Source organism: Xanthomonas sp. SHU 199, assembly GCF_000364665.1.
GTDB classification, from domain to species: domain Bacteria; phylum Pseudomonadota; class Gammaproteobacteria; order Xanthomonadales; family Xanthomonadaceae; genus Xanthomonas_A; species Xanthomonas_A sontii.
On sequence record NZ_AQOI01000097.1, the window covers coordinates 1 to 25,036 of the forward strand.

The 25,036-nt window shown below is 69.3% G+C and carries 26 protein-coding genes; 13 read left to right on the top strand and 13 right to left on the bottom strand.

Annotated features, from left to right (window positions below; translation table 11 throughout):
- From D183_RS0104500 to D183_RS0104510, 3 genes are all read right to left on the bottom strand, one after another.
- Positions 1–915 (bottom strand): hypothetical protein (locus D183_RS0104500; RefSeq protein ID WP_017907940.1); only part of this gene is annotated, 915 nt, incomplete at its 3' end.
- Positions 916–926: 11 nt separating this feature from the next.
- Positions 927–1,562: a hypothetical protein gene (locus D183_RS0104505; RefSeq protein WP_017907941.1), complete on the bottom strand. Its 636-nt coding sequence runs from the start codon at positions 1,560–1,562 to the stop codon at positions 927–929.
- A 123-nt stretch (positions 1,563–1,685) separates the two neighbouring features.
- The gene (locus D183_RS0104510; RefSeq protein WP_017907942.1) at positions 1,686–2,249 is read right to left on the bottom strand and encodes a DUF6891 domain-containing protein; all 564 of its coding nucleotides are present in this window, start codon (positions 2,247–2,249) and stop codon (positions 1,686–1,688) included.
- Between the two features lie 198 nt (positions 2,250–2,447).
- Between D183_RS0104510 and D183_RS0104515 the strand changes: the two genes are divergently transcribed.
- Together D183_RS0104515 and D183_RS0104520 are read left to right on the top strand one after the other, a co-directional pair.
- Complete coding sequence (locus tag D183_RS0104515; RefSeq protein ID WP_017907943.1) at positions 2,448–2,948, top strand: DUF4262 domain-containing protein; 501 nt, start codon at positions 2,448–2,450, stop codon at positions 2,946–2,948.
- Positions 2,948–3,136 (top strand): hypothetical protein, encoded by a 189-nt coding sequence (locus tag D183_RS0104520; protein ID WP_017907944.1) that lies wholly within the window; start codon positions 2,948–2,950, stop codon positions 3,134–3,136. Before D183_RS0104515 ends, D183_RS0104520 begins: the two co-directional genes overlap by 1 nt.
- Positions 3,137–3,306: 170 nt before the next feature.
- On the opposite strand, the gene D183_RS0104525 is transcribed toward D183_RS0104520, so the two are convergent.
- The 3 genes from D183_RS0104525 to D183_RS26295 form a co-directional block, all read right to left on the bottom strand.
- Positions 3,307–4,893: a choice-of-anchor Q domain-containing protein gene (locus tag D183_RS0104525; protein ID WP_039726145.1), complete on the bottom strand. Its 1,587-nt coding sequence runs from the start codon at positions 4,891–4,893 to the stop codon at positions 3,307–3,309.
- A 292-nt stretch (positions 4,894–5,185) separates the two neighbouring features.
- On the bottom strand, positions 5,186–6,736 hold the full coding sequence (locus D183_RS0104530) for a cryptochrome/photolyase family protein (RefSeq protein WP_017907946.1): 1,551 nt from the start codon (positions 6,734–6,736) through the stop codon (positions 5,186–5,188).
- A 52-nt stretch (positions 6,737–6,788) separates the two neighbouring features.
- Positions 6,789–6,947 (bottom strand): DUF2256 domain-containing protein, encoded by a 159-nt coding sequence (locus D183_RS26295; protein WP_017907947.1) that lies wholly within the window; start codon positions 6,945–6,947, stop codon positions 6,789–6,791.
- Between the two features lie 202 nt (positions 6,948–7,149).
- On the opposite strand from D183_RS26295, the gene D183_RS0104540 reads away from it, so the two are divergent.
- Entirely contained in the window at positions 7,150–8,058 is a 909-nt protein-coding gene (locus D183_RS0104540) for a DUF6624 domain-containing protein (RefSeq protein ID WP_026144189.1), read from the top strand.
- 36 nt (positions 8,059–8,094) lie between these two features.
- Here D183_RS0104540 and D183_RS0104545 read toward each other — a convergent pair whose 3' ends face one another.
- Positions 8,095–8,457 (bottom strand): hypothetical protein, encoded by a 363-nt coding sequence (locus D183_RS0104545; protein WP_017907949.1) that lies wholly within the window; start codon positions 8,455–8,457, stop codon positions 8,095–8,097.
- A 108-nt stretch (positions 8,458–8,565) separates the two neighbouring features.
- Here D183_RS0104545 and D183_RS0104550 point away from each other — a divergent pair, with 108 nt between their 5' ends.
- The 5 genes from D183_RS0104550 (at position 8,566) to D183_RS0104570 (ending at position 12,495) form a co-directional block, all read left to right on the top strand.
- Positions 8,566–9,153 (top strand): DUF2199 domain-containing protein, encoded by a 588-nt coding sequence (locus D183_RS0104550; protein ID WP_232757210.1) that lies wholly within the window; start codon positions 8,566–8,568, stop codon positions 9,151–9,153.
- Between the two features lie 219 nt (positions 9,154–9,372).
- Positions 9,373–9,687 (top strand): hypothetical protein, encoded by a 315-nt coding sequence (locus tag D183_RS27920; protein WP_232757211.1) that lies wholly within the window; start codon positions 9,373–9,375, stop codon positions 9,685–9,687.
- A 55-nt stretch (positions 9,688–9,742) separates the two neighbouring features.
- Entirely contained in the window at positions 9,743–10,618 is an 876-nt protein-coding gene (gene ttcA / locus D183_RS0104560; RefSeq protein WP_017907952.1) for a tRNA 2-thiocytidine(32) synthetase TtcA, read from the top strand.
- 112 nt (positions 10,619–10,730) lie between these two features.
- Positions 10,731–11,636, top strand: coding sequence for a recombination-associated protein RdgC (locus D183_RS0104565; RefSeq protein ID WP_017907953.1), 906 nt, complete (start codon positions 10,731–10,733; stop codon positions 11,634–11,636).
- Positions 11,637–11,703: 67 nt separating this feature from the next.
- A complete protein-coding gene (locus tag D183_RS0104570) occupies positions 11,704–12,495 on the top strand; it encodes a M48 family metallopeptidase (RefSeq protein ID WP_017907954.1) in 792 nt (263 codons plus the stop codon).
- A 731-nt stretch (positions 12,496–13,226) separates the two neighbouring features.
- Here the strand turns inward: D183_RS0104570 and D183_RS0104575 are convergent.
- From D183_RS0104575 to hemH, 3 genes are all read right to left on the bottom strand, one after another.
- Positions 13,227–15,422, bottom strand: a complete 2,196-nt coding sequence (locus tag D183_RS0104575) for a methyl-accepting chemotaxis protein (protein WP_017907955.1) — start codon at positions 15,420–15,422, stop codon at positions 13,227–13,229.
- A 227-nt stretch (positions 15,423–15,649) separates the two neighbouring features.
- Positions 15,650–16,492 carry an alpha/beta fold hydrolase gene (locus D183_RS0104580; RefSeq protein WP_026144190.1) on the bottom strand — a complete coding sequence of 281 codons (843 nt, stop codon included), beginning with the start codon at positions 16,490–16,492 and terminating at the stop codon, positions 15,650–15,652.
- Entirely contained in the window at positions 16,489–17,448 is a 960-nt protein-coding gene (gene hemH, locus D183_RS0104585) for a ferrochelatase (RefSeq protein ID WP_017907957.1), read from the bottom strand. The genes D183_RS0104580 and hemH overlap by 4 nt, the downstream gene beginning before the upstream one ends.
- A gap of 167 nt (positions 17,449–17,615) precedes the next feature.
- Between hemH and D183_RS0104590 the strand changes: the two genes are divergently transcribed.
- The 4 genes from D183_RS0104590 to tatC all read left to right on the top strand — a co-directional run bounded on the left by D183_RS0104590 (position 17,616) and on the right by tatC (position 20,145).
- The gene (locus D183_RS0104590; RefSeq protein ID WP_017907958.1) at positions 17,616–18,515 is read left to right on the top strand and encodes a lipid-binding SYLF domain-containing protein; all 900 of its coding nucleotides are present in this window, start codon (positions 17,616–17,618) and stop codon (positions 18,513–18,515) included.
- A 125-nt stretch (positions 18,516–18,640) separates the two neighbouring features.
- Positions 18,641–18,871, top strand: coding sequence for a Sec-independent protein translocase subunit TatA (gene tatA, locus D183_RS0104595; protein WP_017907959.1), 231 nt, complete (start codon positions 18,641–18,643; stop codon positions 18,869–18,871).
- A gap of 15 nt (positions 18,872–18,886) precedes the next feature.
- Entirely contained in the window at positions 18,887–19,408 is a 522-nt protein-coding gene (gene tatB / locus D183_RS0104600; protein WP_017907960.1) for a Sec-independent protein translocase protein TatB, read from the top strand.
- Entirely contained in the window at positions 19,405–20,145 is a 741-nt protein-coding gene (gene tatC / locus D183_RS0104605; RefSeq protein WP_017907961.1) for a twin-arginine translocase subunit TatC, read from the top strand. The genes tatB and tatC overlap by 4 nt, the downstream gene beginning before the upstream one ends.
- Positions 20,146–20,293: 148 nt before the next feature.
- Here the strand turns inward: tatC and D183_RS0104610 are convergent, their stop codons facing one another.
- From D183_RS0104610 to D183_RS0104620, 3 genes are all read right to left on the bottom strand, one after another.
- Complete coding sequence (locus D183_RS0104610) at positions 20,294–21,193, bottom strand: BPSS1780 family membrane protein (protein WP_017907962.1); 900 nt, start codon at positions 21,191–21,193, stop codon at positions 20,294–20,296.
- A gap of 48 nt (positions 21,194–21,241) precedes the next feature.
- On the bottom strand, positions 21,242–22,012 hold the full coding sequence (locus D183_RS0104615; protein ID WP_081613272.1) for a glutamine amidotransferase: 771 nt from the start codon (positions 22,010–22,012) through the stop codon (positions 21,242–21,244).
- A gap of 103 nt (positions 22,013–22,115) precedes the next feature.
- Positions 22,116–23,936 (bottom strand): GspE/PulE family protein, encoded by a 1,821-nt coding sequence (locus D183_RS0104620; protein ID WP_017907964.1) that lies wholly within the window; start codon positions 23,934–23,936, stop codon positions 22,116–22,118.
- A gap of 75 nt (positions 23,937–24,011) precedes the next feature.
- Here D183_RS0104620 and glyQ point away from each other — a divergent pair, with 75 nt between their 5' ends.
- Positions 24,012–24,920 carry a glycine--tRNA ligase subunit alpha gene (gene glyQ / locus D183_RS0104625; RefSeq protein WP_017907965.1) on the top strand — a complete coding sequence of 303 codons (909 nt, stop codon included), beginning with the start codon at positions 24,012–24,014 and terminating at the stop codon, positions 24,918–24,920.
- The last annotated feature ends 116 nt before the right edge of the window (positions 24,921–25,036 follow it).

Sequence of the window (25,036 nt, forward strand, 5' to 3'; positions counted from 1 at the left end):
CTCGCTGGCGCGCGGCGCAGGCGGCTCGGGTGTCGGCGCCGGTGCGGAGCCATCGCGGAATCCCGCCGGCAGCACATCGCGCGGCACCTGCGCGGCATCGATGCCGACCGCCTTCAGGTCGGCATGCACCGCCGGCGGCGTGCGCTCGGGATGCTGCGCCTGCGCCCGGTCCTCGGCATCGGCGATCTGCGCCAGCGCGCGCTCGCCATAGTTCTGCGGATAGCCGCGCGCGTCGTAGAACAGCTTGCCCATCGCCTCGACGTTGCGCGGATTGTCGGCATCGATCTTCAGGTCCTTGCCGAAGCTCAACCCGTCCTTGGCGGTGTAGGTGGCCTTGCTGCCCACGCCCTGCTTGTCGATGTAGCTCGCCATCTCGCTGCTGGCGTTGTACAGGTCCTTGAGCGTGGCCTTGGGATTGGTGCGGGTGACGTAGTCGGCCAGCGTGTTGACCCCGGCGATCTCGTCCTTGGCCTCGCGGGTGCGTTGCTCCTGCCCGTAGGCCTGGAGCGTGGCGGTGTAGTCGTGCGGCGAGGGCGAGGCGGCGATGCCGTCGACCTTGGCCGCGAACGCGGCATCGCTGCGGTCGATGGCGGCCTTGTTGATGGCATGGCCGATCTCGTGGCCCAGCACGATGCGGGCGGTGTTGGCCGAATCGTCGCGCGGCGCGTTCATCTTCGCCGTGGCCAGCACGTCCATCGGCAGCTCGATCTGTCCGGTGCGCGGGCTGTACGACCCGGTACCCGCCTCGGGGCTGGGCGCGAAGCCGGACAGCTGCTGTTGCCCGATCGCCTGCTCCACCCGCATGCGCAGTTCCGGCGTGTTGTCCAGCATCTGCCGCAGCGCCTGACCTTCCTTCGGATGCGCTTGCGCGAAGGTGTCGACCATGCCCTTCAGGCGTTCGTCGTCGTGTGCCATCTCCGCTCTCCTTACGCGTCGACCAGGATCTGCAGCATCTCCACGCACGCCTGCGCATCGTGCTCGCCGGCGTCCTTGCCGACGAAGGCGTACACGGCGACCGCGCCGCGTTCGAAATGCCAGCGGCCGGCGCTGCCCTGACGCGGCGGTGCGATCCAGCGCGGCACGAAGCCGGCCGCGACCAGCGCCTGGCGATACGCGTCCAACGATTGCGTGCACCGCGCCGGCGCCGCGCCCGGCGCGGGGGTGAAGCGCAGGTCCAGCCGCGACGGCGGCGCAGCGTCGGCATCGGCGACCGATTCCAGCGTGTAGCCGCCACCGCCGGCGAGCGTGCCGGACGCGCTGAACGCATGCCCGCCCTCGTCCTCGACCTGCAGACCGGTCTGCGCCGCGACCTGGGCGGCGACCAGGTCCTGCCTGCCGCCGATCGCCAGGATCAACCGTACTACGCCTTGTGCCAGGTGCTCTGGCGTCATCTCCGACATGGTCCGCTCCGTGTGTGCAGGGGTGATCGAGGGGGAAGAAGATTGCGCACCGGCACAGGCGGCCAGCAGCGCGGTGGCCAGCAGCAGGGCCGCGCGCGGCGCCAGTCGCCTGCCGGCGACGTGCCGCGACCCGCGGCGATTGCGATACAGCATCCGCTCCATGAAACGCCTCTCCGTCAAACGCCTTCCGCGCGCGCAGCGGGGGCGCGGTCAGGCATGAGCATGCGATTGTAGCCAGCGCGTCGAGGTCTCGCAGCCAGCGGCTGCCCACGCCCCGCTGGAACGTCAATCCCAGTCGGCGCGGCGCTGCCAGACAAAGCCGGGCAGGTCGATGCGCTTGCGCGGCGTGCCGTCCCAGTCCACGGTGAAGCCCGCCGCACGCAACGCCGCGGCGACCTGCTGGCCGACCGCCAGGTCCGCCTCCTCGCGTCCTTCAAGATCGCCGAAGGCCAGCATCAGCCCGCCGCCGTCGATCGCGCGCTCCATGTCCTGGCCGTGATAGAAGCAGTAACCGTGGTAGCGCCGGTCCGGCGTGTCGGCCACCGCCTGGTTCACTTCGACGTGACCGTCGGACATGGTGTAGCCGGCATTGGCCAGCGCACAGATGCCGGCGTCGTGCAGCCGCTCGAACAGCGCATCGAGCCGGTCGCAATCGGTCTGCGCCGGCCAGGTCTGTTCCGCCTGCTGCTTGGCCTGCCACTGGCTGGCGACCGAGGCGCGCAACATGGCCTCGTCGCAGTCGTCTTCGAGGATGTCCTCGAGCATCTCCTGGATATCGTCCTGGGAGTAGAACCCGGACCAGACCCATTTGCGGATCTCGTCGTACACGTAGGCGTCGGATTCGTTCATGGTCGCTCCTGCGGTCTTCGGCGCATGCCGCGCGCACTGTAGCAGGGCCATCCAGTCGCGTTGCTGACGATCCGGCGCCAGCGAGTTCGCCTGGCATCTGCTACGCAAGCATCACCCACGGTCTCTGCGACCACCATGACCCTGTTGTTCCTATCGGCTTTGGAATTAGACTGATACGCGAGATCTTTCAACACACCCGTGCCGCTCGGCGCGCTCCTCTCGAATACCAGCACCGACATGAATCGAATGGAGCAGCGGATACTCAACAACGTAGAGAAATTCGGTTGTCACATCACCTCCGTTTTCGATCCGAGTCAGATCCAGCAGCCTTTCTCCTACTCCATCGGTTTGGCAAAAACCCTCGGTATCCCAGAGGTCATTGTCGTCGGGGTTCGCTCCGACCTTGGCAGCGCCTTGATCAACCGTTACATGGAGCGTGCTCGCAACGGCGAGCTTTTCGTAGCGGGCCTCCCGTATACGGGCTTTCTCGAAGGGTTTCCGGTGCAGTTCCGCCAAGTCCTGGAGGTTCATCGCGAGACCTACATGCTGTCTGCAACCTGGTTTCATGGTGGTACCGATTATGCTGCCCTGCAGATTGTCTATCCGACACTTGGAGGAGTCTGGCCTTGGGATCCAGACGCGTCCGATGACGTTCGCCAGAGTCAGCCGCTGCTGGATGGTGCGGGGATCAGCATTTGATGAAGAGCGTCGTCGGCTGGCTGTTGCTCTTTTCCAGCAGTTGGATGCTGGGAGCCGTCCTGAACGACCTCGCATCGAGTGATGGCCTGATCAACCTGGCCCACGATCGCCGTGGCGAATGGTCCGCCTTGACGGCGCCGATTGTCGCAAGTATCAGCTTGTTGAATATTGTGGTGCGCGTTGCCTGATCCAGAAGCAAGCCTACAGGCCATGGCTCGTCGCCGTGGCTGCCGTTCTGGTTGTGGTGTTCTCATGCTCCACGCTCTGCTCATCCGGATGAAGGGCGCCAGATCGCGTAGTCGCACCGGCCAAGCCGGTGCGACCGCGCATTGCCATGCACTTACGACTGCAGATCGACTTACTTGACCTCCACCGCGCCCAGGTCGCACACCGCGGTATTGCGGGGATTGCCGCGCTGGTCGATGGCGGCGCAGTTGCTGCCGGCATTCAGCGCCGGGCTGTTGGCCGCAGGCAGCTGGGTGAGGGTCGGCCCGCCGTTGCTGGCGGGGGCCGACAGCAGCGGATCGGCCGCTTTCACGTTGCCCGCGGCCAGACAGGCGTTCGGCCAGACTGCGCCCTTGGCCGAGTACTCGATGAGGTTGTTGCCGGTGTTGCTCTGGTTGTTGCAGAACACGCGCTCGGTCTTGGAGTACAGGATGCTGTTGCGGAGGTCGAACCTGTCGCCGAACAGCGTCACCCACGGCGTGTTCTCGGCGAAGGTGACGTTGTTGAAGCGCACGCTGGGGCTGCCTTGGTCGCCGTTGGCCGGCTGCCAGCCGACATGCTGGATGGCCGCGCCCACGCCTTTCGCATAGTTGCCGTAGAAGGTGCTGTTGCTGACGTCGCAGGCGCCGTAGCAATCCAGGTACAGCGCGCCGGCGTTGCCCTGTTGGGCCTTGTTGGACAGGAAGCTGGTCTCGGCGACGTTGATGGTGCCCGGCGTGGTGATGGCGGTGCCGGCATGCGAGGTGTCGGTGAAGCCCATGCTGATGCGCGCGCCGCCGCCGGGGCCGCCGGTGGCGACGTTGTTGGCGAAGGTGGAGTACTTCACGTCGATGGTGTCCGGCGCGTACGCCCACAACGTGGCACCGCCGGAGCCGTTGGCGGCGACGTTGTTGCGGACCACGGTGCCGCACATCGCCAACGTGCCGCCGCTGCCGACGCCACCCTTGAGATAGCCGGCCAGCGATGCGCCGTCGGTGTCGATCGCCCCGCCGCCGCCGAAGTTGCCGGCATCGGGGAAGCCCTGCGGCGCATTGATCGCCTGGTTGTTGGCGAATTCCGAGCCGACGATGGTCAGCCGGCTGAGCTGGGTGTACAGCGCGCCGCCGAGCCAGGAACTGTTCTTGTAGAAGCCGCTGCGGACGATGGTCACCTCGGCGTCGCTGCCGGCGAAGATGGCGCCGCCGCCGATGCTGCTGCGGTTGGCGAGGAACTGGCTGTTGATGACTTCCAGCTTGCCGCGGTAGCCGACCTTGATCGCGCCGCCGCCCCAGGTGCCCGGGTCGTAGGCCTGGTTCGATGCCGGCTGCACGGAGCTGCCGTTCTGCAGTTTCAGGTTGCGCACCGACAGCGCGCTGCCGGCATTGACCAGCAGGATCCGGGCGGACTGGCGGCCGTCCAGGGTGATCTTGCCCTGGCCGTCGATCACCGTGGCCGCCGCCGCCGCGATGGTGATCGAATGGGCGACGGCGATGCTGGTCGGCTTGCTGCCGCAGTTGAAGGTGATGTAGCCGCCCTGCGCCGCAGCGGTGGCCAGCGCACTGGCGGTGCAACTGGCCTGCGTGCCGTTGCCGACCACGGTGGTCGCGGCCGGCAGCGCCCAGGCCTGCGGCACGCTGCATTGAGGCGCCGCGGGAACCGCAGCGATCGCCGTGGCGGCGGTCATGAGAGCGAGGACACCCAGCGCGCGTGCGCTGGTGGTGAGGGAGAACGTCGTGGTCATGATCATGCTCGATAGGGTTGCGGGGGAACAACACGACGCGCGACAGTCATCCGACCGTCATCCACGTCGCTGACACCTCGAGTGCAACCGGCGGCCTGCGCCGACCGGCGGCATAGGGTGCTCAAGCGCGTCTCGATCGGCCAGAACGCAGGTAACAGATCGCGCGATTGCACGGTCCGCCGATGCGACAGTGTGCCGATACGCGGCGCGCGGCACGCTTTGGGTGCGTCGCAGGGCACGTTCCCGCATCGCATCCGGCCGCTGCGAATGCGCGCGAGTCGCCTGGCCCGCGCTACAGCGTGTCCAGACCTTCGCGCAACTGCTGCGCCTGTGCGCGCAAGGCCTGCAGTTGCGTGGCCGGCAGCTTGCCCAACTGGCGGTAGACCATGTCCAGGCGACGATTGCGCCCCAGCGTGTCCTGGTGCCGCGCGAAGAAGTCCCAGTACAGCGCGTTGTAGGGACACGCACGCGCGCCGGTCTTCTGCTTGCGGTCGTAGCGGCAGCCCTGGCAGTAGTCGCTCATGCGGTCGATGTAGGCCGCGCTGCTGACGTAGGGCTTGGTCGCGAGCAGGCCGCCGTCGGCGAACTGGCTCATGCCCACGGTGTTGGGCAGTTCGACCCATTCGAACGCGTCGATGTAGACGCCCAGGTACCAGCGATGCACCGCAGCCGGGTCCAGGCCGGCCAGCAGGGCGAAGTTGCCGATCACCATCAGCCGCTGGATATGGTGCGCGTACGCATCCTGCAGCGATTGGCCGATGGCGTGGTGCAGGCAGCGCATGTGCGTGTCGCCGGTCCAGAACCAGGCCGGCAGCGGCGTGTCGTGGCCGAGCGCGTTGCGCGCTTCATAGTCCGGCATGTGCGCCCAGTAGATGCCGCGCACGTACTCGCGCCAGCCGAGGATCTGCCGCACGAAACCTTCCACCGCCGCCAGCGGCGCGGCGCCGGCACCATAGGCCTCCAGCGCGCGCTGCACCACGTCCTGCGGCCTCAGCATCTTGGTGTTGAGGGCGAAGGAAAGCTGCGAATGGAACAGGCGCGGACTGCGCGTGCTCATCGCATCCTCGTAGCGGCCGAAATGCGGCAGGGCGTCGACGATGAACCGATCGAGGCAGGCCAGCGCCTCGGCCCGGTTCAGCGGCCAGCGCAACGTCTCTGCCTGCGGTTGGCCGAAGCTGGCTACGCCGGCGGCCTGGATGCTGGCCCACAGCGCGCGGTGATCGTGGGTCGGGCGCGCATCGGGCGGTGGCGGCGGCTCGCCATGCCAGGGCTGGCGATTGTCGTGGTCGTAGTTCCACTGCCCGCCCTCGGGCGTGCCGTCCGCTGCCAGCAGGATGCGGTGACGCTTGCGCATGTGTCGGTAGAAGTGCTCCATCAACCATTGCGGGCGCCCGCGGAAAAAGTCCGCCAGTTCGCCGCGGCGCGTGTAGAAGTGCGTGCTGTCCACCGCCTCGACGACGAAGGCCTGCGCCGCGCCCCACTGCCGCAGCTGCTGGTCCAGACGCCATTCGTCCGGATCCTGATACTGCAGGCGCTGCGCACCGTAGTGCGCCATCAGCGCCTCGAGATTGGCGGGGATGGACTGGCGATTGCTGGCATCGTCGATCGCCACGTAGCGCACGCGTTGGCCCGTCGCCCGCAGCTGGCGGGCGAAATCGCGCATCGCGGCGAACACCGCCAGGATCTTCTGCGCGTGGTGCAGGACGTAGTCGGTCTCCTGCCGCACTTCCATCAACACATACACCACGCCGGGATCGCGCACGTCGAACCAGGCGTGCTCGGGATCGAGCTGGTCGCCGAGTACCAGGCGCAGGGTGTGGGCGGTGGAGGGCACCGGACTCATGCAGGGCGGCACGCCCGCGGGCATGCGGTGGGCCAGCGCACGGCCCGGCAGCTCACGGCGCCTCCGGCGCGCGCACGCGCTTGCGTTCGCCACGGCAGCGGTCGGAACAATACTTCACCTCGTCCCAGACCTTCTCCCACTTCTTGCGCCAGCGGAACGGCCGGCCGCAGTGAAGGCAGGGCTTCTCCGGCAGATCGTGTTTCTTGCGCATGTGCGATTCCGCGGGATGTGGGAGGGACCGGCGTGGTCGGGGTAAGCAACCAGTGTGTGCATAGTGTGACCCGCCAGGTCCCCAACGGGACACTCCCGCCGCGGCCCAGGCGCAGTCGTGACCGCGTGCTGCCGATGACACCGGACTGCGCTACTGTCCGCCCAGGCTACGCGCCGCGCGGCCCCGCCAGAGTGGATCGTTTATGCACCAGGGATACGCGCTGTTTGTCGCATTGCTGGCCGCGAGCGCGGCGCCTGTCTCCGCTTCGGAGCCTGCGCGGTTGGACGATGCGCTTGCGGCCTACGATGCGAAGGACTACGGCACTTGTGCCGATACCTTGGCGCGCATCGACGCAGCGCCGGCCGGCCTACCGAGCGGAGCGGATCTGTTCTACGTCGAATGCCTGGCCGCTGCCGGGAGAACAGATGCGGCCGTGGCGGTACTCGACGCGCGGTTGGCGCAAGACCGCATCGATGTGCCGGAACTGATGCACAAGGATCGACCCGGCCTGAACCGGCTGCGCACCTTGCCGGCGTGGCCAGCGCTGCTCGCCCGTGCCGAGACGCTCGATGCCGCACGCCAGGCGCGCCTCGACCAGCCACTGCGGCAGGCATTACTGGCGCGTGTGGAGAAGGATCAGGCCGTCCGACAGAGGGCCATCGACGAGGGAAACACCCCCGCATCATGGCATCAGACGGTGGCGGTGGATCAGGACAACACCGCCTGGCTGAAGGCGATGGTGGCGAAGAAGGGATGGCCGACGCGCACATCGGTGGGCGAAGACGGGGCCAAGGCCGCGTTCCTGATCGCCCAGCACGCCACCCTGGACCCCGCCTTCCAGGAGCAGGTCCTCGCGTTGATGCAGTCCGCCCTGGCGCAGAAGGAGGCGGATCCTTCCGATGTGGCGATGCTGCAGGATCGCGTGCTGCTGCACCAAGGCAAGCCGCAGCTCTACGGTACGCAGTTCAAAACCGAGCCGGACGGCACGATGGTCCTGGACAGGACCCAGGACATCGACGGCCTGGATGCGCGCCGCGCGACGATGGGCCTGCCGCCGATCGCCGAGTACAAGGCCTCCCTGTCCGAGGTCTACCATGCGCCGATACGATGAACGGACCGGACGCACATGGCATCCGCCTGCGCGCCCTCACTCCTGCGCCGGCCACTCGCGAAACACCACACAGACCGTGGTGGGGTCCAGCATCGCGAACTCGCGTGCGCCCCAGGGCTTGAGCGCGACGGTACGGCAATTCGGATGCAGCCACTGCGGCGCACGTGCGGACAACTCGGCATAGATCGTGTCGATGCTGTCGGTTTCGATGCCCAGTTCCGGCCGGTCCTTCGCCGCCCACTCGGCGTTCTCCACCAGATAGGCCTTGGCGCCGTCGCGTGCGATCACCGCCATCGTGGCGTCCTGGTACAGCACCTGGAATCCCAGGCCGCCGACGAAGAAATCCAGCCCGTCCTGCATGCGCGCGTAGAAGATCTTGGGGATGAGGTTCTTGAACATGGGGCGACCTTGCGTCGGTGACCAGTGGCGAGTGTAGCGGGCCGGTCCCGGCACGGCATGACGACAAAAACAGGGGCGCCGGATGCCTGCCGCGCGCCGAGGCTGGCGATGCCGCAGGCGGCTACACTGGCCAGCCTTCTTGCCGTCTCGCCCCCAGCCATGACGTTCCGCTTCACCTGCAGCGCCTGCGATCAGGTCCACGAAGGCATGCCCGGCTTCAGCGTGGCGGCGCCGCTGAGCTATGCGCTGATTCCGGAGGCGCAGCGCGCCACCCGCTGCGAGCTGGGCTCGGACGATTGCGTGATCGACGAGGCTCACTTCTTCGTCCGCGGCTGCATCGAGATCCCCGTGCATGGCCACGCCGAACCGTTTTCCTGGGGCGTGTGGGTCTCGCTCAGCGAAGCCAGCTACCTGCAGTGGGTCAACTGTTTCGATCAGCCGCAGCGTGCGCATGTGGGGCCGTTCTTCGGCTGGCTGAACACACGCCTGTCGCCGTATCCGGAGACCGCCGGCCTCAAGACGCAGGTCCATCTGCGCAACGACGGCATTCGCCCATGGATCGAACTGGAGCCGACCGCGCACCCGCTCGCAGTCGAACAGCGTGAAGGCATCTCCGAGCAGCGGGTGGCCGAACTATATGCGCTGATGACGCACACATCCATCTCCGTTGCGATGGACCAGGGGACGACGCCATAACGCTGTCGTCGGTGTGGATGTTTGTGGGCCGCGGGCCGCTTTTCCGTCCGGTGTAGCAGAGGCGTGGAGCCGCGCACGGCGCCGCGGCGGTACGCTGACCCAAGACCCGATCGGCGTCGGCGCGTAAGACTCGGCGGTGTCCGAAGGCCCATTCCGACCGAGCATCAGCACTACGAAATTGGCGTGTAGGCTGTGCCGGGGCATCGCATCCGCGAAGCGGTGACGTCGCACGCCGCTAGGCACCGCCCCGAATCGGAGCAGCACATGGGATATGAGTATTGCCTGACGTTTGCCGACGCCGATCCAGCAAAGACACGGCAAGCCATCGGCCAGCTGCCGGGCGTGGAAGAGGCGGCCGCGCGCGATGCCGGCGCCGCCGCGCTGGCACGACCGATGCCGGACGCAGTGTTCTGGTGCACCGCAGACGGCCTGTCCTTTTGCGCGAACACCAGCGAGGGACTGCGCTGCCTCGGCACCGTCATCGCCCGCCTGACCAGCACGTTCGGGACGGTCGAGGTGGCGGAACTGGAATGACCGGCAACGCCGACCGCGCGGTGCTGCGCCAGCCGCGCCGACTACACTACCGCCGATGACCTCGCCCCTGCCCCTGCCGCCGCTGCACCCGCTCGCCGATCCCACACCGCCCGCCGCCCGCAACGCCGCGGCGCTCGGCAAGCGCCTGTGCCGGCAGGTCGGCCAGGCCATCGCCGATTTCAGCATGATCGGCGCCGGCGACAAGGTCATGGTGTGCCTGTCCGGCGGCAAGGACAGCTACACCCTGCTGGACATCCTGCTGCAGTTGCAGCGCAAGGCGCCGGTACCGTTCGAGCTGGTGGCGGTGAACCTGGACCAGAAGCAGCCGGGCTTTCCCGCCGACGTGCTGCCGACCTACCTGCGCCAGCGCGGCGTGCCCTGGCATGTGATCGAACAGGACACTTATTCGGTGGTCACCCGGGTGGTGCCGGAAGGCAAGACCCTGTGTTCGCTGTGTTCGCGGCTGCGCCGCGGCGCGCTGTACCGCTACGCGGCGGAGAACGGCATCACCAAGATCGCGCTGGGCCACCACCGCGACGACATCGTCGCCACGTTCTTCATGAACCTGTTCTTCCACGCCAAGCTGGCGGCGATGGCGCCGGTGCTGCGCAGCGACGATGGCCGCCACGTGGTGATCCGGCCGCTGGCCTACGTGCGCGAGGACGATATCGCCGCCTACGCGCAGGCACAGGCCTTCCCGCTGATCCCCTGCACGCTGTGCGGCAGCCAGGAAACCCTGCAGCGCCGCCAGGTCGGCCAATTGCTGCAGCAGTGGGACCGGGAGCATCCGGGGCGGGTGGAGCAGATCGCCCGCGCGCTGGGCAACGTGCATCCGGCGCAGCTGGCCGACCGCGCGCTGTTCGACTTCGCCGCGCTCGGCGGCGCGGCCACGTCCGCGGCCGGCGCCTGGGCGGACGACCCGCCGGGCTGATCCATCTCGCTGAACCGCCCGATGCGGTACCGGGGCGGGCGCGATGCGACAATGGCCGCCGCTCCCCGGCGCATGCCGCCGGACCGTTCCGTTTCCTTCCGCTGGATGCTCGATGTTCTTTCGCAATCTGACCCTGTTCCGCTTTCCTACCACGCTCGATTTCTCCGAGGTCGAGACGCTCCTGCCGGAGGCCCAGCTCAAGTCGGTCGGCCCGCTGGAAATGAGTTCGCGCGGCTTCATCTCCCCGTTCGGCCGCGACGAGCAGGAAGCGCTGTCGCACCGCATCGCCGACTTCCTGTGGCTGACCGTCGGCGGCGAGGACAAGATCCTGCCCGGCTCGGTGGTCAACGACCTGCTCGCGCGCAAGGTCGCCGAGATCGAGGAGAAGGAAGGCCGGCGCCCCGGCGGCCGCGCGCGCAAGCGGCTCAAGGACGACCTGATCCACGAGCTGCTGCCGCGTGCCTTCGTCAAGTCCTCGCGCACCGACGCCATGCTCGACCTGCAGCACGGCTACGTCGCCGTGGACACCTCCAGCCGCAAGACCGGCGAGAACGTGATGTCGGAGATCCGCGGCCTGCTCGGCAGCTTCCCGGCGCTGCCGCTGAACGCGGAAGTGGCGCCGCGCTCGATCCTCACCGGCTGGATCGCCGGCGAGCCGCTGCCCGAAGGCCTGAGCCTGGGCGAAGAATGCGAGATGAAGGATCCGATCGAAGGCGGCGCGGTGGTCAAGTGCCAGCACCAGGAGCTGCGCTGCGACGAGATCGACAAGCACCTGGAAGCCGGCAAGCAGGTCACCAAGCTGGCGCTGGTGCTCGACGACCACGTGTCCTTCGTGCTCGGCGACGATCTGGTGATCCGCAAGCTGAAGTTCCTCGACGGTGCGCTGGACCAGCTCGAGCATGCCGACCAGGACGGCGTGCGCGCCGAACTGGACGCGCGCTTCGCGCTGATGAGCGCCGAAGTGCGGCGCCTGTTCCTGTTGCTGGAAGCGGCGCTGAAGCTGAGCAAGGCCGACTGATGCCGCGGCGCAAGCGGGTGCACGCGGCTGTCACCGTGCGCACCCGTGCCGGCGGTATGCTGTGCCCATGCCCGATCTGCTCCGTCGCCTGATCGCGCCGCCCCCGGCGGCCGTCGAACGCGACCTCGTCCGCTTCCGCCTGGACGAGCGCGAGGTCGAGGTGCTGCGCGTGCGCGACCCGCGCGCGCGGCGCATCAAGCTCAGCGTGGACGAACGCGGCGCACGCCTGACCCTGCCGCCGCGGGCCAGCCTGATCGCCGGCGAGCGCTTCCTGCTGGAGAACCGACAGTGGCTGGCGCAGCAGCTCTCGCGCTATGTCGCCGCCGAGACGCTGACGCCGCTGCGCCCGGGCGAGGCCGGGGAACTGCCGCTGCGCGGGCAGTCGCTGCCGGTGGCCTGGCACGACGCCCGCTACGCGCGCATCGAGGTCGCCGACGGCGTGGCGCACCTGCACCTGCCGCCACGCGGCGGCGACGCAGCGTTGCGCCGCGCGCTGCGCGATTTCTACGAAGCCCAGGCCCGCGCCGACGTCGGCCGCTGGCTGCCGCAGTACCTGCCATCGCTGCCGCGCGCCCCGCGTGCGGTGCGCTACAAGGTCATGTCCTCGCAGTGGGGCTCGCTGGCGCCCGACGGCAGCATGGCGCTGGATCTGGCGCTGGTGCTGGGGCGGCCCTCGGCGTTCGAGTACGTGCTGGTGCACGAACTCTGCCACCTGATCCAGGCCAATCATTCGCCGGCGTTCTGGCACGAAGTGGAAGCGCGCTTCCCCGACTGGCGCGCCGAGCGCACCTGGTTCCACCAGCACGGTCGCCAGCTCAAGGCGCATCTGCGCTGGCTGCTGCGGCCGGATCGCGACTGAAGGGTCCATCCACGAATGGTGGGAAACACTCTGTAGAAACAGCTTCCGCCGCGATGCGCGCGCTCGGCAAAGCGCATCGCGGCGGAAGCCGCTCCTGAAGGACAGGCTGCATCCGACAGATCGGCTTGGGCGAGAGCACGTTCGTCGAAGCGCTCGAAGACGCTGCGGCGGGTGCGCCCGGACCGCGGCTGAACACCGAACATCGCGGCGCGATCGACGGCTGCGGCGAGGCTGCGCTCGGGCGGCGAATCGAGCACGCATGCTGCGCTGCGGCACAACATGGCGCAAACAGGGATGCGAACAAGGGAGGAATGAGCAGGCGGGTGGGCGCGCCGATGCGGTCGCATCGCGGTGTGTTGGCCCAGCGCTGCGGAAGCAGAACTCCATGCAGCGCCCGGCAGGCCCCCTCTCCTCCCGCCTACCGCGAATCAGGCGCGACCTCCGGCGCCAGCGAGGCGGTACGGTCCGTGCGGCACTACGCCGGCATGTCAGGACGCCGGGATCGAGCCGCGTACACAGGACGTATCGCGTCTACGCCTGTTGACGGCAGGCGTGGGCGCAACTTAAGCGAAAATTTTTCTACACACAAGCTTCACGATGGGTGTGTAGGGAGCACACCTACAGGCCTGTCCGCATGCCCCCGACGTGGGTGCGTTCGGCGTGGCGATGGACGCCGTAGCGGTCGTCAACCGCACTGCCCGCGGCGCCCCGCTCCTGCGAACGCTTCCGCATCAGGCGCTGCGCGCATAGTCGAAGCCGGCTGGCGCAGGCTGGATCGCCAGCACCGGCAACGCCTGCTCCGGCAGCGGGACCGACGGTGCCGCATCGGCCAGCCGGAACACCGCCACCGCCTCGCTCAGACTGCCGGCCTGCTGCTCCAACGCGCGCGACGCGGCCGTGGCCTGCTCCACCAACGCCAGGTTCTGCTGGGTGCTGCGGTCCATCTGCGCCATCGCCTGTCCGACTTCGTCGATGCCGGCGGCCTGCTCCTGCGAGGCCGCCGCAATGCCCGCCATGAGTGCATTGACCTCGTCCACCGAGGCCAGCACGCGCCCCATGGTGCGGCCGGCGTCGTGCACCTGCGCCGAGGCCACCGCGACCTGGTCCACCGAGGCCTCGATCAGGCGCTTGATCTCCTTGGCCGCATCGGCCGAGCGCTGCGCCAGCGCGCGCACCTCGCTGGCGACCACCGCGAAGCCGCGGCCCTGCTCGCCGGCACGCGCGGCCTCCACCGCGGCATTGAGCGCCAGGATGTTGGTCTGGAAGGCAATGCCGTCGATCACCGCGATGATCTCGCCGATCTTGCGCGAGGCCGCTTCCACGCCCTGCATCGCACCGACCGCCGCATCGATCGAAGCACCGCCCTGGCCGGCCACGGTCGCCGCGGCGTCGGCCAGCTGGTTGGCATGGTGCGCATGGGTGGCGTTCTGGCGCACGGTGTCGGTCAGGCGCGCCGCCGCGCGGGCGGTGCGCTCCAGCGTGCCGGCCTGTTCGGCGCTGCGCTGCGACAGGTCCTGGTGGCCGCCGGCGATGGCGCCGGCCTCGGCATCGATCGCTGCGGCCGCGTGCTGGATGCCGGCCACGATCGCCGCGAGCTGGTCGGCACTGGCGTTGGCGTCGTCGCGCATGTCGGCGAACACGCCATGGAAATCGCCGTGCATGCGCACGCCGAGGTCGCCGCTGGCGATGGCGCGCAACAACCCGGACAACTCGCCCAGGTTGCCGTCCACCGTCGCCATCAATTGGTTGAGGCTCTCGAGCATGATGCGGAAATCGTGCTGGTGCGCGCCGAGATCGGCACGCGCGCTGAAGTCGCCGGCCGCGGCGGCCTCGGCCAGATGCCAGATGTCGCGGCTGAGCGTGCCGAGGTTGGCCTTGATCGCATCCATCGCCTCGGAGATCGCGGCCTGCTCGCCGGGCAGGCGCGGCATGTCCTCGCTGAGATCGCCGATGGCGTAGCGCCGCATCAGCGCCACCATCGACTGCGCGGTGCCCACGTGCAGGTCGACCAGCGCATTGGCGTCGCGCAGCAATTGGCCGTAGTCGCCCGGGAAGGCGGCCGCATCGCCGCGGCAGGCGATGGCGCCGTCGGCATGCCGTTGCGCCATCCGCCGCTGCTCGGCCAGCACCGCGCGCAGTTGGGTCTGCATGGTCTGCATGCTGCGCAGCAGCTCGGCGGCCTCGTCGTTGCCCTGTGCCGGCAACACCGCGTCGAGTTGGCCGGCGGCGATCGCCGCGGCGACGCGAGTGCCTTCGCGCAGCGGCCGCACCAGGCTCTGGGTGATGCACCAGCCCAGCCACGCACTGACCGCCAGCAACAGGCCGCCGCCGAGCAGCAGCAGCCAGCGCGCGCGGGCCATGGTGGTCACCGCCTGCGCATAGGAGCCGTCGCTGAGCGTGCGCAGGTGCGCGGCGTTGCGCTGGATCGCCTGCTGCCACTGCGCCAGCAGCGGCTGCAAGGTGTACAGGTGCAAAGTCTGCGCATCCAGGTTCTGGTTGTCGGCGGCCATCGCCAGCACCTGCGACTGGAACGGCTGCACCTGCACATAGGCCTTGTCGATCGCCGCGCGCAGCTGCGCGCCGGTGCGGTCGGCCGGGTCCAGGCGCAGCGCGAACAGCTTGCGCCGTGCCTGCGCGTAGTCGCGCTGGGCCTGGCCGATCGCGCGCACCACCGCCTGCTTCTCGTCGGGGTTGGTCAGGATGACGTCGTTGAGCAGGCCGATCTCCAGCCGCGCCTGCGCCGCGACCATGGCGTTGGACAGGCGGATCTTCTCCATCTTGTCCAGGGCGATGTCGTCGAGCTGCTGGCGCGCCAGCGCCATCGACGCGAGGCTGGCCACAATCAGGGCGCCGCAGATCAACAGCAGGGCAGCGAAGGCGAAGGTCAGGCGTGGGCCGACCCGGTAGCGGCGAAGGAGGCGGATCATGGAGGCGCGGCGTCAGAGCGAAAGGTGCGCGCTACGCTGTGCGCCGAAGTTTTCCGAACCGCGACGGCACGGCGACAACATGTCGAACTGTGACGCCGCGAAAGGAACAATTGCGGCGGCCTGCGCAGCACCGGCGCCCACTGCGTCGCAGTGTGCGTGCGCGATGCCCGGATGCGATGGTCGCGGCGGCGCAGACGCATGGCGACGCGGTCAGCGCCGCGTCTGCGTCAGAGGAAGCCGTGCAGCAACGCGGCCACCGCCGCCGGCTGTTCCATGTGCAGATGGTGGGTGCCGGGCAGCGTGTGCACCCGGCCGTCGCGCAGGCACGCCGCGCGCTGCAGGCGCAGCGACTCGGGCAGGATGTCCTGCGCCGGATCGGCGAACACCACCGCGGTCGGGCACTCGATGCCGGCCAGCAGCGCCTGCATCTGCGGCTCGGTCGGGCGGATCGCGGTGGGCAGGGTCAGCCGGCGGTCGCTGCGCCACACGTAGCCGCCGTCCACCGCGCGCACGCCGCGTTCCACCAGCAGCCGCGCGGCCGGCTCGCTGAGCTGGTTGGCCAGCATCCGCGCCCGCACCGGCGCGGCCAGATCGGGAAACACGCGCAACGGCGTGGCGGTGGCACGGCGGGTGCTGGCGACGCTGTTGCGCAGCCGTTCCACCGCGCCCGCCTCGCTCTCGGCCAGGCCGCCCAGCATCTCGATCGCCACGAACTTCTCGATGCGTTGCGGCGCCGCTGCGGCCAGCAGGCTGGCGATGGCCGCGCCCATCGAATGGCCGATCAGCACGAAGCGCTCCCAGCCCAGCGCATCGGCCGCGTCCAGCACCGGATGCAGGGCGCTGGCCAGCAGGTATTCGGCGCCATCGGGCAGGTCGCTGCTGTGGCCATGGCCGGGCAGGTCCAGCATCACCAGGTCCAGCTGCGGCAGGTGTCGGCTCAGCGGCACGAAGCTGGCGGCGTTGTCGAGCCAGCCGTGCAAGGCCAGCGCCTTGGGCCCCTGCGGGTCGCCGCTGCGCAGTCCGGCCAGCGCGCCCACCCGCGACGGGCAGGCAAAAGCACGCAAACTCATGCGGCGCGGGCCGCCAGCTGCGCCAGCGCGCGCGCGTGCGCCGGGGCGTCGTTGAGACAGGGGATGTAGCGCACCTGCATGCCGCGTTCGGCGCAGGTCTCGACGAAGCCCATCGCCACTTCTTCCAGGGTTTCCAGGCAGTCGGTGGCGAAGCCGGGACAGAGTACGTCCACCTGCTTGACCCCCTGCCCGGCAAGCTCCCACAGCCGCGGCTCGGCGTACGGGCGCAGCCAGCGCTCGGCGCCGAAGCGCGACTGGTAGCCGAGCTCCCACTGCCCGGCCTCCAGGCCCAGCGCAGCGGCGATCGCCTGCGCGCTGGCTTCGCAGCGCTGCGGGTAGGGATCGCCGTTGTTGGCCACGCGCTGCGGCAGGCCGTGGAAGGAGAAGAACAGGCGCTCGCCGCGGCCATGCTGCGCCCAGTGCGCACGCACGCTGTCGGCCACCGCCGCGACCCAGGCCGGATCGGTCGGGTAGTCCTCGATCAGGTGCACCGGCAGCTGCGGATGGCGCGCCTGCCAGGCCTGCACCACATCCTCGATCGAGGCGGTGGTGGTGGTCGAATACTGCGGGTACAGCGGCAGCACCACGATCCGGCGCACGCCCGCCTCGCGCAGCGCGTCCAGGGCCGGCGCCAGGGCCGGCGCGCCGTAGCGCATCGCCCAGGCCACGCGGTGCCCAGGCAGCTCGCGCTGCATGCCCTCGGCCAGGCGGCGGGTGTATACCGCCAGCGGCGAGCCGTCCGCCAGCCACACCTGGGCGTACTTCTCCGCCGATTTCGGCGAGCGCCGCGGCAGGATCACCCAGTGCAGCAGCGGCCACCAGAACAGCCGCGGGATCGCGACCACGCGCTTGTCGCCAAGGAACTCGGCCAGATAACGGGCGACCGCAGGCGCGGTGGGCGCCTCGGGCGTGCCTAGATTCACCACCAGGATGGCGGTCTCGGGTGCGTCGGACATGCGCGCATTGTGGCAGAGCGCGCGCGTTGCGGCGTGTCGATCCGTTCGATCGCGGCGATCGACGGCGCCTGCATGCGGTGCCGGCACCACTCATTGCCGATTCATTGCCCTGTGACTAAGTTCAAGCACTTGCAGTATCTTGCTGCGGACCTATTTCGGAGCCCGCCATGCCCCTCCTGCCGCGCCTCGCCCTGTTGTTGAGCACCCTGTTGTTCGTCGGCCACGCCGTGGCCGGACCGGAAGAGGATGAGCGCGCCCGCAACGCGCTGCGCGTGCTGACCGACATCCAGAAGATTCCCGAGCAGGCCATCCCCGACAAGCTGCTCGACGAGGGCCGCGCCATCGTGGTGATCCCGGACACCCTCAAGGCCGGCCTGGTGATCGGCGGCCGTCGCGGCCACGGCCTGATGTCGGTCAAGCGCCCCGACGGCACCTGGTCCAACCCGGTGTTCGTCAAGCTCACCGGCGGCAGCATCGGCTTCCAGGTCGGCGTGCAGTCCTCCGACGTGGTGCTGGTGTTCCGCAACGACCGCAGCCTGGACAACATCGTCAACGGCAAGTTCACCCTCGGCGCCGATGCCGGCGTCGCCGCCGGTCCGGTCGGGCGCAACGCCGCCGCTGCCACCGACGGCCAGCTCAAGGCCGAGATCTGGTCGTGGTCGCGCGCGCGCGGCCTGTTCGCCGGCGTCGCCCTGGATGGCGCCGCGCTGCAGATCGACGATGCCGCCGACCTCAACGCCTACGGCAGCAACACCACTCCGCGGATGATCTTCGAGGGCCGCACCACCAACCGGCCGTCCAACGACATCGTCGCCTTCCGCGACAAGCTCGAGGAAGCCACCTACGCCGCGCGGCAGAGCCGTGGCACCGACAGCAACGGCAGCCCGGGCGCCGCCCCGGCACCGGCGGCCATGCCGGCGCCGCAGGCCACGCCGGAACCGACCGCCGCGCCCGAGGCCGCCGCCAGCACCGTGCCCCTGCAGGGCCAGGCGCAACCGGCGCAGCAGGGCTTCCAGCCGGTGTCCGACGGCGAGATCCGCACCGAGAAGCTCGACGGCGATCGCTGAGCGCCGTTCCCAACGCCACCTGTCCATCGCGCCGTGCAGCCCTCCCTGCACGGCCGGGAAAGGTAACGCGGCGCGGCGCGGTGCGTTATCCTGCGAGTTCCTCACGACTTTTCTGCGAGCGGATCATGGGCAGTTTTAGCATCTGGCACTGGCTGGTCGTGCTGGTGATCGTGCTGGTGGTGTTCGGCACCAAGCGGCTGACGAGCGGCGCCAAGGATCTGGGCAACGCGGTCAAGGAATTCAAGAAAGGCATGCGCGACGACGACAAGCCCGCCGGCCAGCTCGGCGACGAGACGCGCAGCAGCAGCGAGCCGTCCCGCCAGACCCAGGCCGAGCGCGACCGCGACGCGCACTGACGGGACCCCGCCGGCGTGTTCGATATCGGATTCAGCGAACTGCTGGTGATCGCGGTGGTGGCCCTGGTGGTGCTCGGTCCCGAGCGCCTGCCCAAGGCGGCGCGCTTCGCCGGATTGTGGGTGCGCCGCGCCCGCGCGCAGTGGGACTCGGTGAAGCAGGAACTGGAACGCGAACTGGAAGCCGAGGAACTCAAGCGCAGCCTGCACGACGTGCAGAGCTCGCTGCGCCAGGCCGAGACCCAGTTTCGCGATGGCAGCGAGGAGCTGCAGCGGCAGACCGAGGCGCTGCGCCGCGAGATCGATCCGAACCCGCCGGTGCCGCCTGCCGACAGCGCGCCGTCGACCGTGCCGCCAGCGACAGCCGCCGCAATCGACGCCCCGACTGCGCACGCTCCCGAGACGGACACGCCCCTGCCCACGCACTCTGCCGCGACGGTGCCCGCCGCCGCGCGCGGTGCCGCCGCACCACATCCGGCGTCCACCGCCACGGCGCACACCGGCCAGCCGCCCTCCATTGATCCGGAGGCGCCGCGATGAACGTGGAAGCCGAGAGCAGCCTGATCGAACACCTGATCGAACTGCGCGCGCGGCTGATGCGCGCGCTGATCGGCCTGGGCGTGGTGGTGGTGGCGCTGCTGCCCTTCTCCAAGCGCCTGTACTCCTGGCTGGCCGAGCCGATGCTGGCGCAGTTGCCGGTGGGCCAGAGCGTCATTGCCACGCACCCGGCCGGCGCGGTCATCGCGCCGCTGAAGCTGGCGTTCTTCCTGGCCCTGTTCGTGTCCGCCCCCTGGCTGCTGTACCAGGCCTGGGCCTTCGTCGCCCCCGGCCTGTACCAGCGCGAGAAGCGCCTGGCGCTGCCGTTGCTGGCCTCGGCAGTGCTGCTGTTCTACCTCGGCTGCGGCTTCGCCTACTTCCTGGTCCTGCCGGCGGTGTTCCACTTTCTGACCACGTTCAAGCCGGACGTGATCCAGCTCACCCCCGATGCCGGCGCCTACCTGGACTTCGTGCTGGCGATCTTCTTCGCCTTCGGCGCCAGCTTCGAACTGCCGGTGGCGCTGGTGATCCTGGCCCTGCTCGGCTGGGTGACCCCGCAGCAACTGCGCGAGGGCCGCGGCTACGCGGTGGTCGGCATCTTCGTGCTGGCCGCGGTGCTGACCCCGCCGGACGTGGTCTCGCAACTGATGCTGGCGATCCCCATGTGCCTGCTGTACGAGCTGGGCATCATCGCTGCAGCGGCGGTGACCAAGAAGCCGGGAATCGAGGCACGGGAATAGGGAATCGGAACAGCGGTTCGCTGCATACCCACCATTACCACGCGGCTTGACGGCAATCTGCCGCACACAGCAAAACGGCCCCGAGGGGCCGTTTTGCTGTGACTGTGGCTCTTAGCGATTCCCGACTCCCGATTCCCCAATCCCGGCGCTACGCCACAAAGACGTTGGAGGGCGGCGGCGGTACCGCCGGCGCCGCATCGCCGGCGTGCACGAACATCTGCTTCCAGGCCGCGTACACGATCCCGGCCAGGACCGGCATCAGCAGCGCCATCAGCAGCAACTGCGCGACCAGCGCGGCCACGGCGGTGCCGACGAGGAGCTGCAGCACCAGCATCACCACGGTCAGCGCGAAATAGAACGCGAACATGGCCAGGAAGGCGAGGACGAAGAACACCAGCATCGCCGGCAGGTTGTGCAGGCAGGCGCGCAGGCCGTGCCCGATGGCGGCGATACCGTTGCGGCCGTCGAACATCACCTGCGGCGCGAACAGGAACAGGGTCAGCGCCACCGCCACGAACCCAACCGCCACCAGCATCAGCCACAGCAGGATGCGCAACGCCGGCAGGGTCGCGACCAGTTGCTCCACCTGCAACGGATCCGGCTGCGCGCCGGACTGGCCCAGCTCGTTGAGCTTGTTCATCACCGTGGTCAGCTGCATCCACCCGTCCGGACCGATCACCACCACCGCCAGCAGCGCCAGCGCCAGCCCGACCACCACCTGCGGCAGCAACGCCACCAGCAGGTTCGGCGTGCGACCGCCGTGCAGGCCCTGCAGCAGGTGCGCCGGCTCGGCGCTGCGGCCCTGGTCGACCTCGCGCACGGCCCACACCAGCCCGCCGAACAGCAATGGCCCGGCCAGCCCCATCAGCAGTTGCGCCAGCATGCCCAGGGTCGGGTTGAGCACGCCCAGGAACAGGGCGATCAGCGCCGCCAGGCCCCAGATCAGTCCGAGCCGGCCCAACGCCCACGGCGCCCGCCGCAGCAGGGACATGCCGGCCAACAGCCATTCCGCGCCGGCCGAGGCCGGCAGCTTGCGAATCTCGATCATTGCCAATCCGAAGTGGGGGACGCCGTACAGCGGCGGCGACTGCACAGATTATCGCGGTTTTGCCTGGCCGCTGCTGTGCTGCCCGCGTGCGTGCTGAACGAAGCGCCGCAACAGTTTGCGTGCCAGCGGTGCGGCGCTGACCTCGCGGGCGATGGTACGGGCGCAGCGTCCGGCGCTGCGTAGACAGTCGGCACGCGCCTGCACGTAGCCGCGCATGTGGTGGGTGGCGAACTCCGGATGGAACTGCACGCCCCAGGTCGCCTCGCCCCAGCGGAACGCGTGGCACTGGTCCTGCGCCGAGTGCGCCAGCACCGTGGCGCCGGACGGCGCGCGCAGCACCGTCTGCAGATGCGTGGCATGCGCGGGGAAGCGAGGCGGCAGGCCGGCGAACAGCGGATCCTCGGCGGCGGGCGGGTGCAGTTCGATGTCCACCGTGCCCGATTCGCGCCCGGCCGGGTTGTAGGCGACCTCCCCGCCCAGCGCGTGCGCCAGCAGCTGGTGCCCGTAGCAGATGCCCAGCAGCGGCGTGCCGTCCTCGGCGGCTTCGCGCAACCAGGCCGCCGAGCGTTCGCTCCACTCTGCCCGGTCGGTGACGAACGCCGCCGAGCCGGTGACGATCACCCCGGCAAAGTCGCCCCTTGCCGGCAACGCCTCGCCGGCGGCGACGTTCGTCACCACCGTCTCGCGCTCGGCCAGGCCGGCGGCGACGCGGATCCAGTGCGGGAAGCGTCCGTAGCGGCGCATCGTCGCCACCGGCTCACCGGTTTCGAGGATCAGGAAGGGCGCAGCACGGCGACGGACGGGAGAAGCGAACGGCATGGTGGGATTCTAGACGCCGTCGTCGTGGATTGTTCAAGGCCGCGCGGCGATGGCGGCATAGCCATATAACTAGCGATCATGAGGCAGGGAAGCGCCCCGCGCTTCACTCCTGCGGCGGCAGCACCGACAGCACTTCCTCGATGGTGGTCAGCCCGGCGGCCACCTTTTCCAGGCCGGCGCGGCGCAGCGTGCGCACACCCTCGTCCTGGGCGGCGCGGCTGAAGCCGGCCAGGTCCATGTCGGCGCGGATCAGGGTGCGCAGGCGCGGGGTCACCGGCAGCAGCTCGTACAGGCCGACCCGGCCCAGGTAGCCGGTGCGGCGGCATTCCAGGCAGCCGACCGGGGCGTAGGGTTGCAGTGTCTCGGGCAGGGCCTCGCCCGGCTCGCGCAACGCGTCCCACTCGTGCGCTTCCAGCGTGTGCGGGCGCTTGCAGTGGCTGCACAGGGTGCGCACCAGGCGCTGCGCCAGCACGCCGTTGAGGGTGGAGGCGACCAGGTAATGCGGCACGCCCAGGTCGAGCAGGCGGGTGATCGCCGAGGGCGCATCGTTGGTGTGCAGGGTCGACAGCACCAGGTGGCCGGTCAGCGAGGCCTGCACCGCCATCTGCGCGGTTTCCAGGTCGCGGATTTCGCCGATCATGATGATGTCCGGGTCCTGCCGCAGCAGGGTGCGCACGCCGCTGGCGAAGTCCAGGTCGATGTTGGTCTGCACCTGCATCTGGTTGAATTCGGTGGCGATCATCTCGATCGGATCTTCCACGCTGCACACGTTCACGTCCGGCGTGGCCAGGCGCTTGAGCGTGGAGTACAGCGTGGTGGTCTTGCCCGAGCCGGTGGGGCCGGTGACCAGCACGATGCCGTGCGGGCGCTCCACCAGCGCGTTCCAGCCCGCCGCTTCCTGCGGGCTGAAGCCGAGCTGGTCCACGCTCTTGAACGCGGCATCCGGGTCGAAGATGCGCATCACGCACTTCTCGCCGAAGGCGGTGGGCATGGTCGACAGGCGCATCTCGGTCTCGCGCCCGCCCGGCGAGCGGGTCTTGATGCGCCCGTCCTGCGGGCGCCGCCGCTCGGCCAGGTCCATGCGCCCGAGCACCTTGATGCGGCTGACGATGGCGGTCATCACCGCCGGCGGCACTTCCAGCACCTTGTGCAGCACGCCGTCGATGCGGAAGCGCATGCGCCCGGCCTCGCGCCGCGGCTCCAGGTGGATGTCGCTGGCGCGCTGCTCGTAGGCGTACTGCAGCAGCCAGTCGACGATGTGCACGATGTGGTGATCGTCGGCGTTGACGTCGCCGCCGCGGCCCAGTTCCACCAGTTGCTCGAAGCTGGGCAGGCCGCTGCTCTGTTCGGTGCGCCCGTCCTTGGCGCCGCGCACCGAGCGGGTCACGCCGAAGAACTCCATCGTGTAGCGATGCAGGTCCAGCGGGTTGACCACCACCACCTCGATGCGGCGCCGCGCCAAGTGCTGCACGTCGCCGAGCCAGTCCAGCGCCAGCGGTTCGCTGGTGGCCACCAGCAGACGCTCGGGCTGCAGGGCAAGCGGCAGGATGCGATGGCGGCGCGCGTAGGCATGCGAGACCACGCCGGTGACCGCGGCCACGTCGACCCGGGTCGGATCGATGCGCAGGTAACGCAGGCCGCAGCGCTGCGCCAGCCACTCGGTCAGCCGTTCCAGGCTCAGTTCGCTGCCGGGCGGGCGGGTGGCGGCCAGTTTCAGGTTGGACAGCAGCACCAGCGGATGCACGTCGCTGACGGTGCGTGCGGTCTGCGCCGAGAACTGCACGCGGCCGCGTTCGGCCGGTGCGACCAGACCGTCGGCGAGCAGCGCCGCAGCCACGCGTTCGAAGCTCAGCCGGCCCGGCGGCAACGCCACGGTGGGCTCGGCGGGCGACGACGCGGGCGGCGCGGCAGGGCGCGAATCCATGGTCCAGGTCCGGTGCGCGGAAGTCCCCGCGAGTCGGTCGCTATACTAGCGCACCCCTCAACCGGCCCTTGCTTGATGTCCGTCTCCCGGTCCGTTCCGATCACGTTCCAGGGTCTGATCCAGACCCTCAACCAGTTCTGGGCGCAGCACGGCTGCGTGCTGATCCAACCGTTGGACCTGGAAGTGGGCGCCGGCACCTTCCATCCGGCCACCTTCCTGCGCGCGCTCGGGCCGGAGCCGTGGAACGCGGCCTACGTGCAACCGAGCCGGCGCCCCACCGACGGCCGCTACGGCGAGAATCCGAACCGCCTGCAGCGCTACTACCAGTACCAGGTGGCGATGAAGCCGAACCCGGACAACATCCAGCAGCTGTACCTGGATTCGCTCAAGGCGCTGGGTATCGATCCGCTGGTGCACGACCTGCGCTTCGTCGAGGACAACTGGGAATCGCCGACGCTCGGCGCCTGGGGCCTGGGCTGGGAGGTGTGGCTCAACGGCATGGAAGTCACCCAGTTCACCTACTTCCAGCAGGCCGGCGGCCTGGAGTGCAAGCCGGTGCTGGGCGAGATCACCTACGGTCTCGAGCGCTTGTGCATGTACCTGCAGAACTGCGACAACGTCTACGACCTGGTGTGGACCTACGGCCCCGACGGCACCCCGGTCACCTACGGCGACGTCTACCACCAGAGCGAGGTGGAGCAGAGCGCGTACAACTTCGAGCACGCCAACGTGGCCGAACTGTTCCACCGCTTCGACGCGTGCGAGCAGGAGGCGCAGGCGCTGGTCGAGGTCGGGCTGCCGCTGCCGGCGTACGAGCAGGTGACCAAGGCCAGCCACGCCTTCAACCTGCTCGACGCACGCCGCGCGATCTCGGTGACCGAGCGCCAGCGCTACATCCTGCGCGTGCGCGCGCTGGCGCAGGCGGTGGCCAAGGCCTACTACGCGCAGCGCGAGAAGCTGGGCTTCCCCGGCGTCAAGAAGTGATGCAAGCCCCTCTCCCGCCGGGAGAGGGGTTGGGGTGAGGGGTACGCCGGCACGAGTAGCCGGGTGCTCCGACTCCCCAGGCGCCCGCACCCTCATCCGCCCCTTCGGGGCACCTT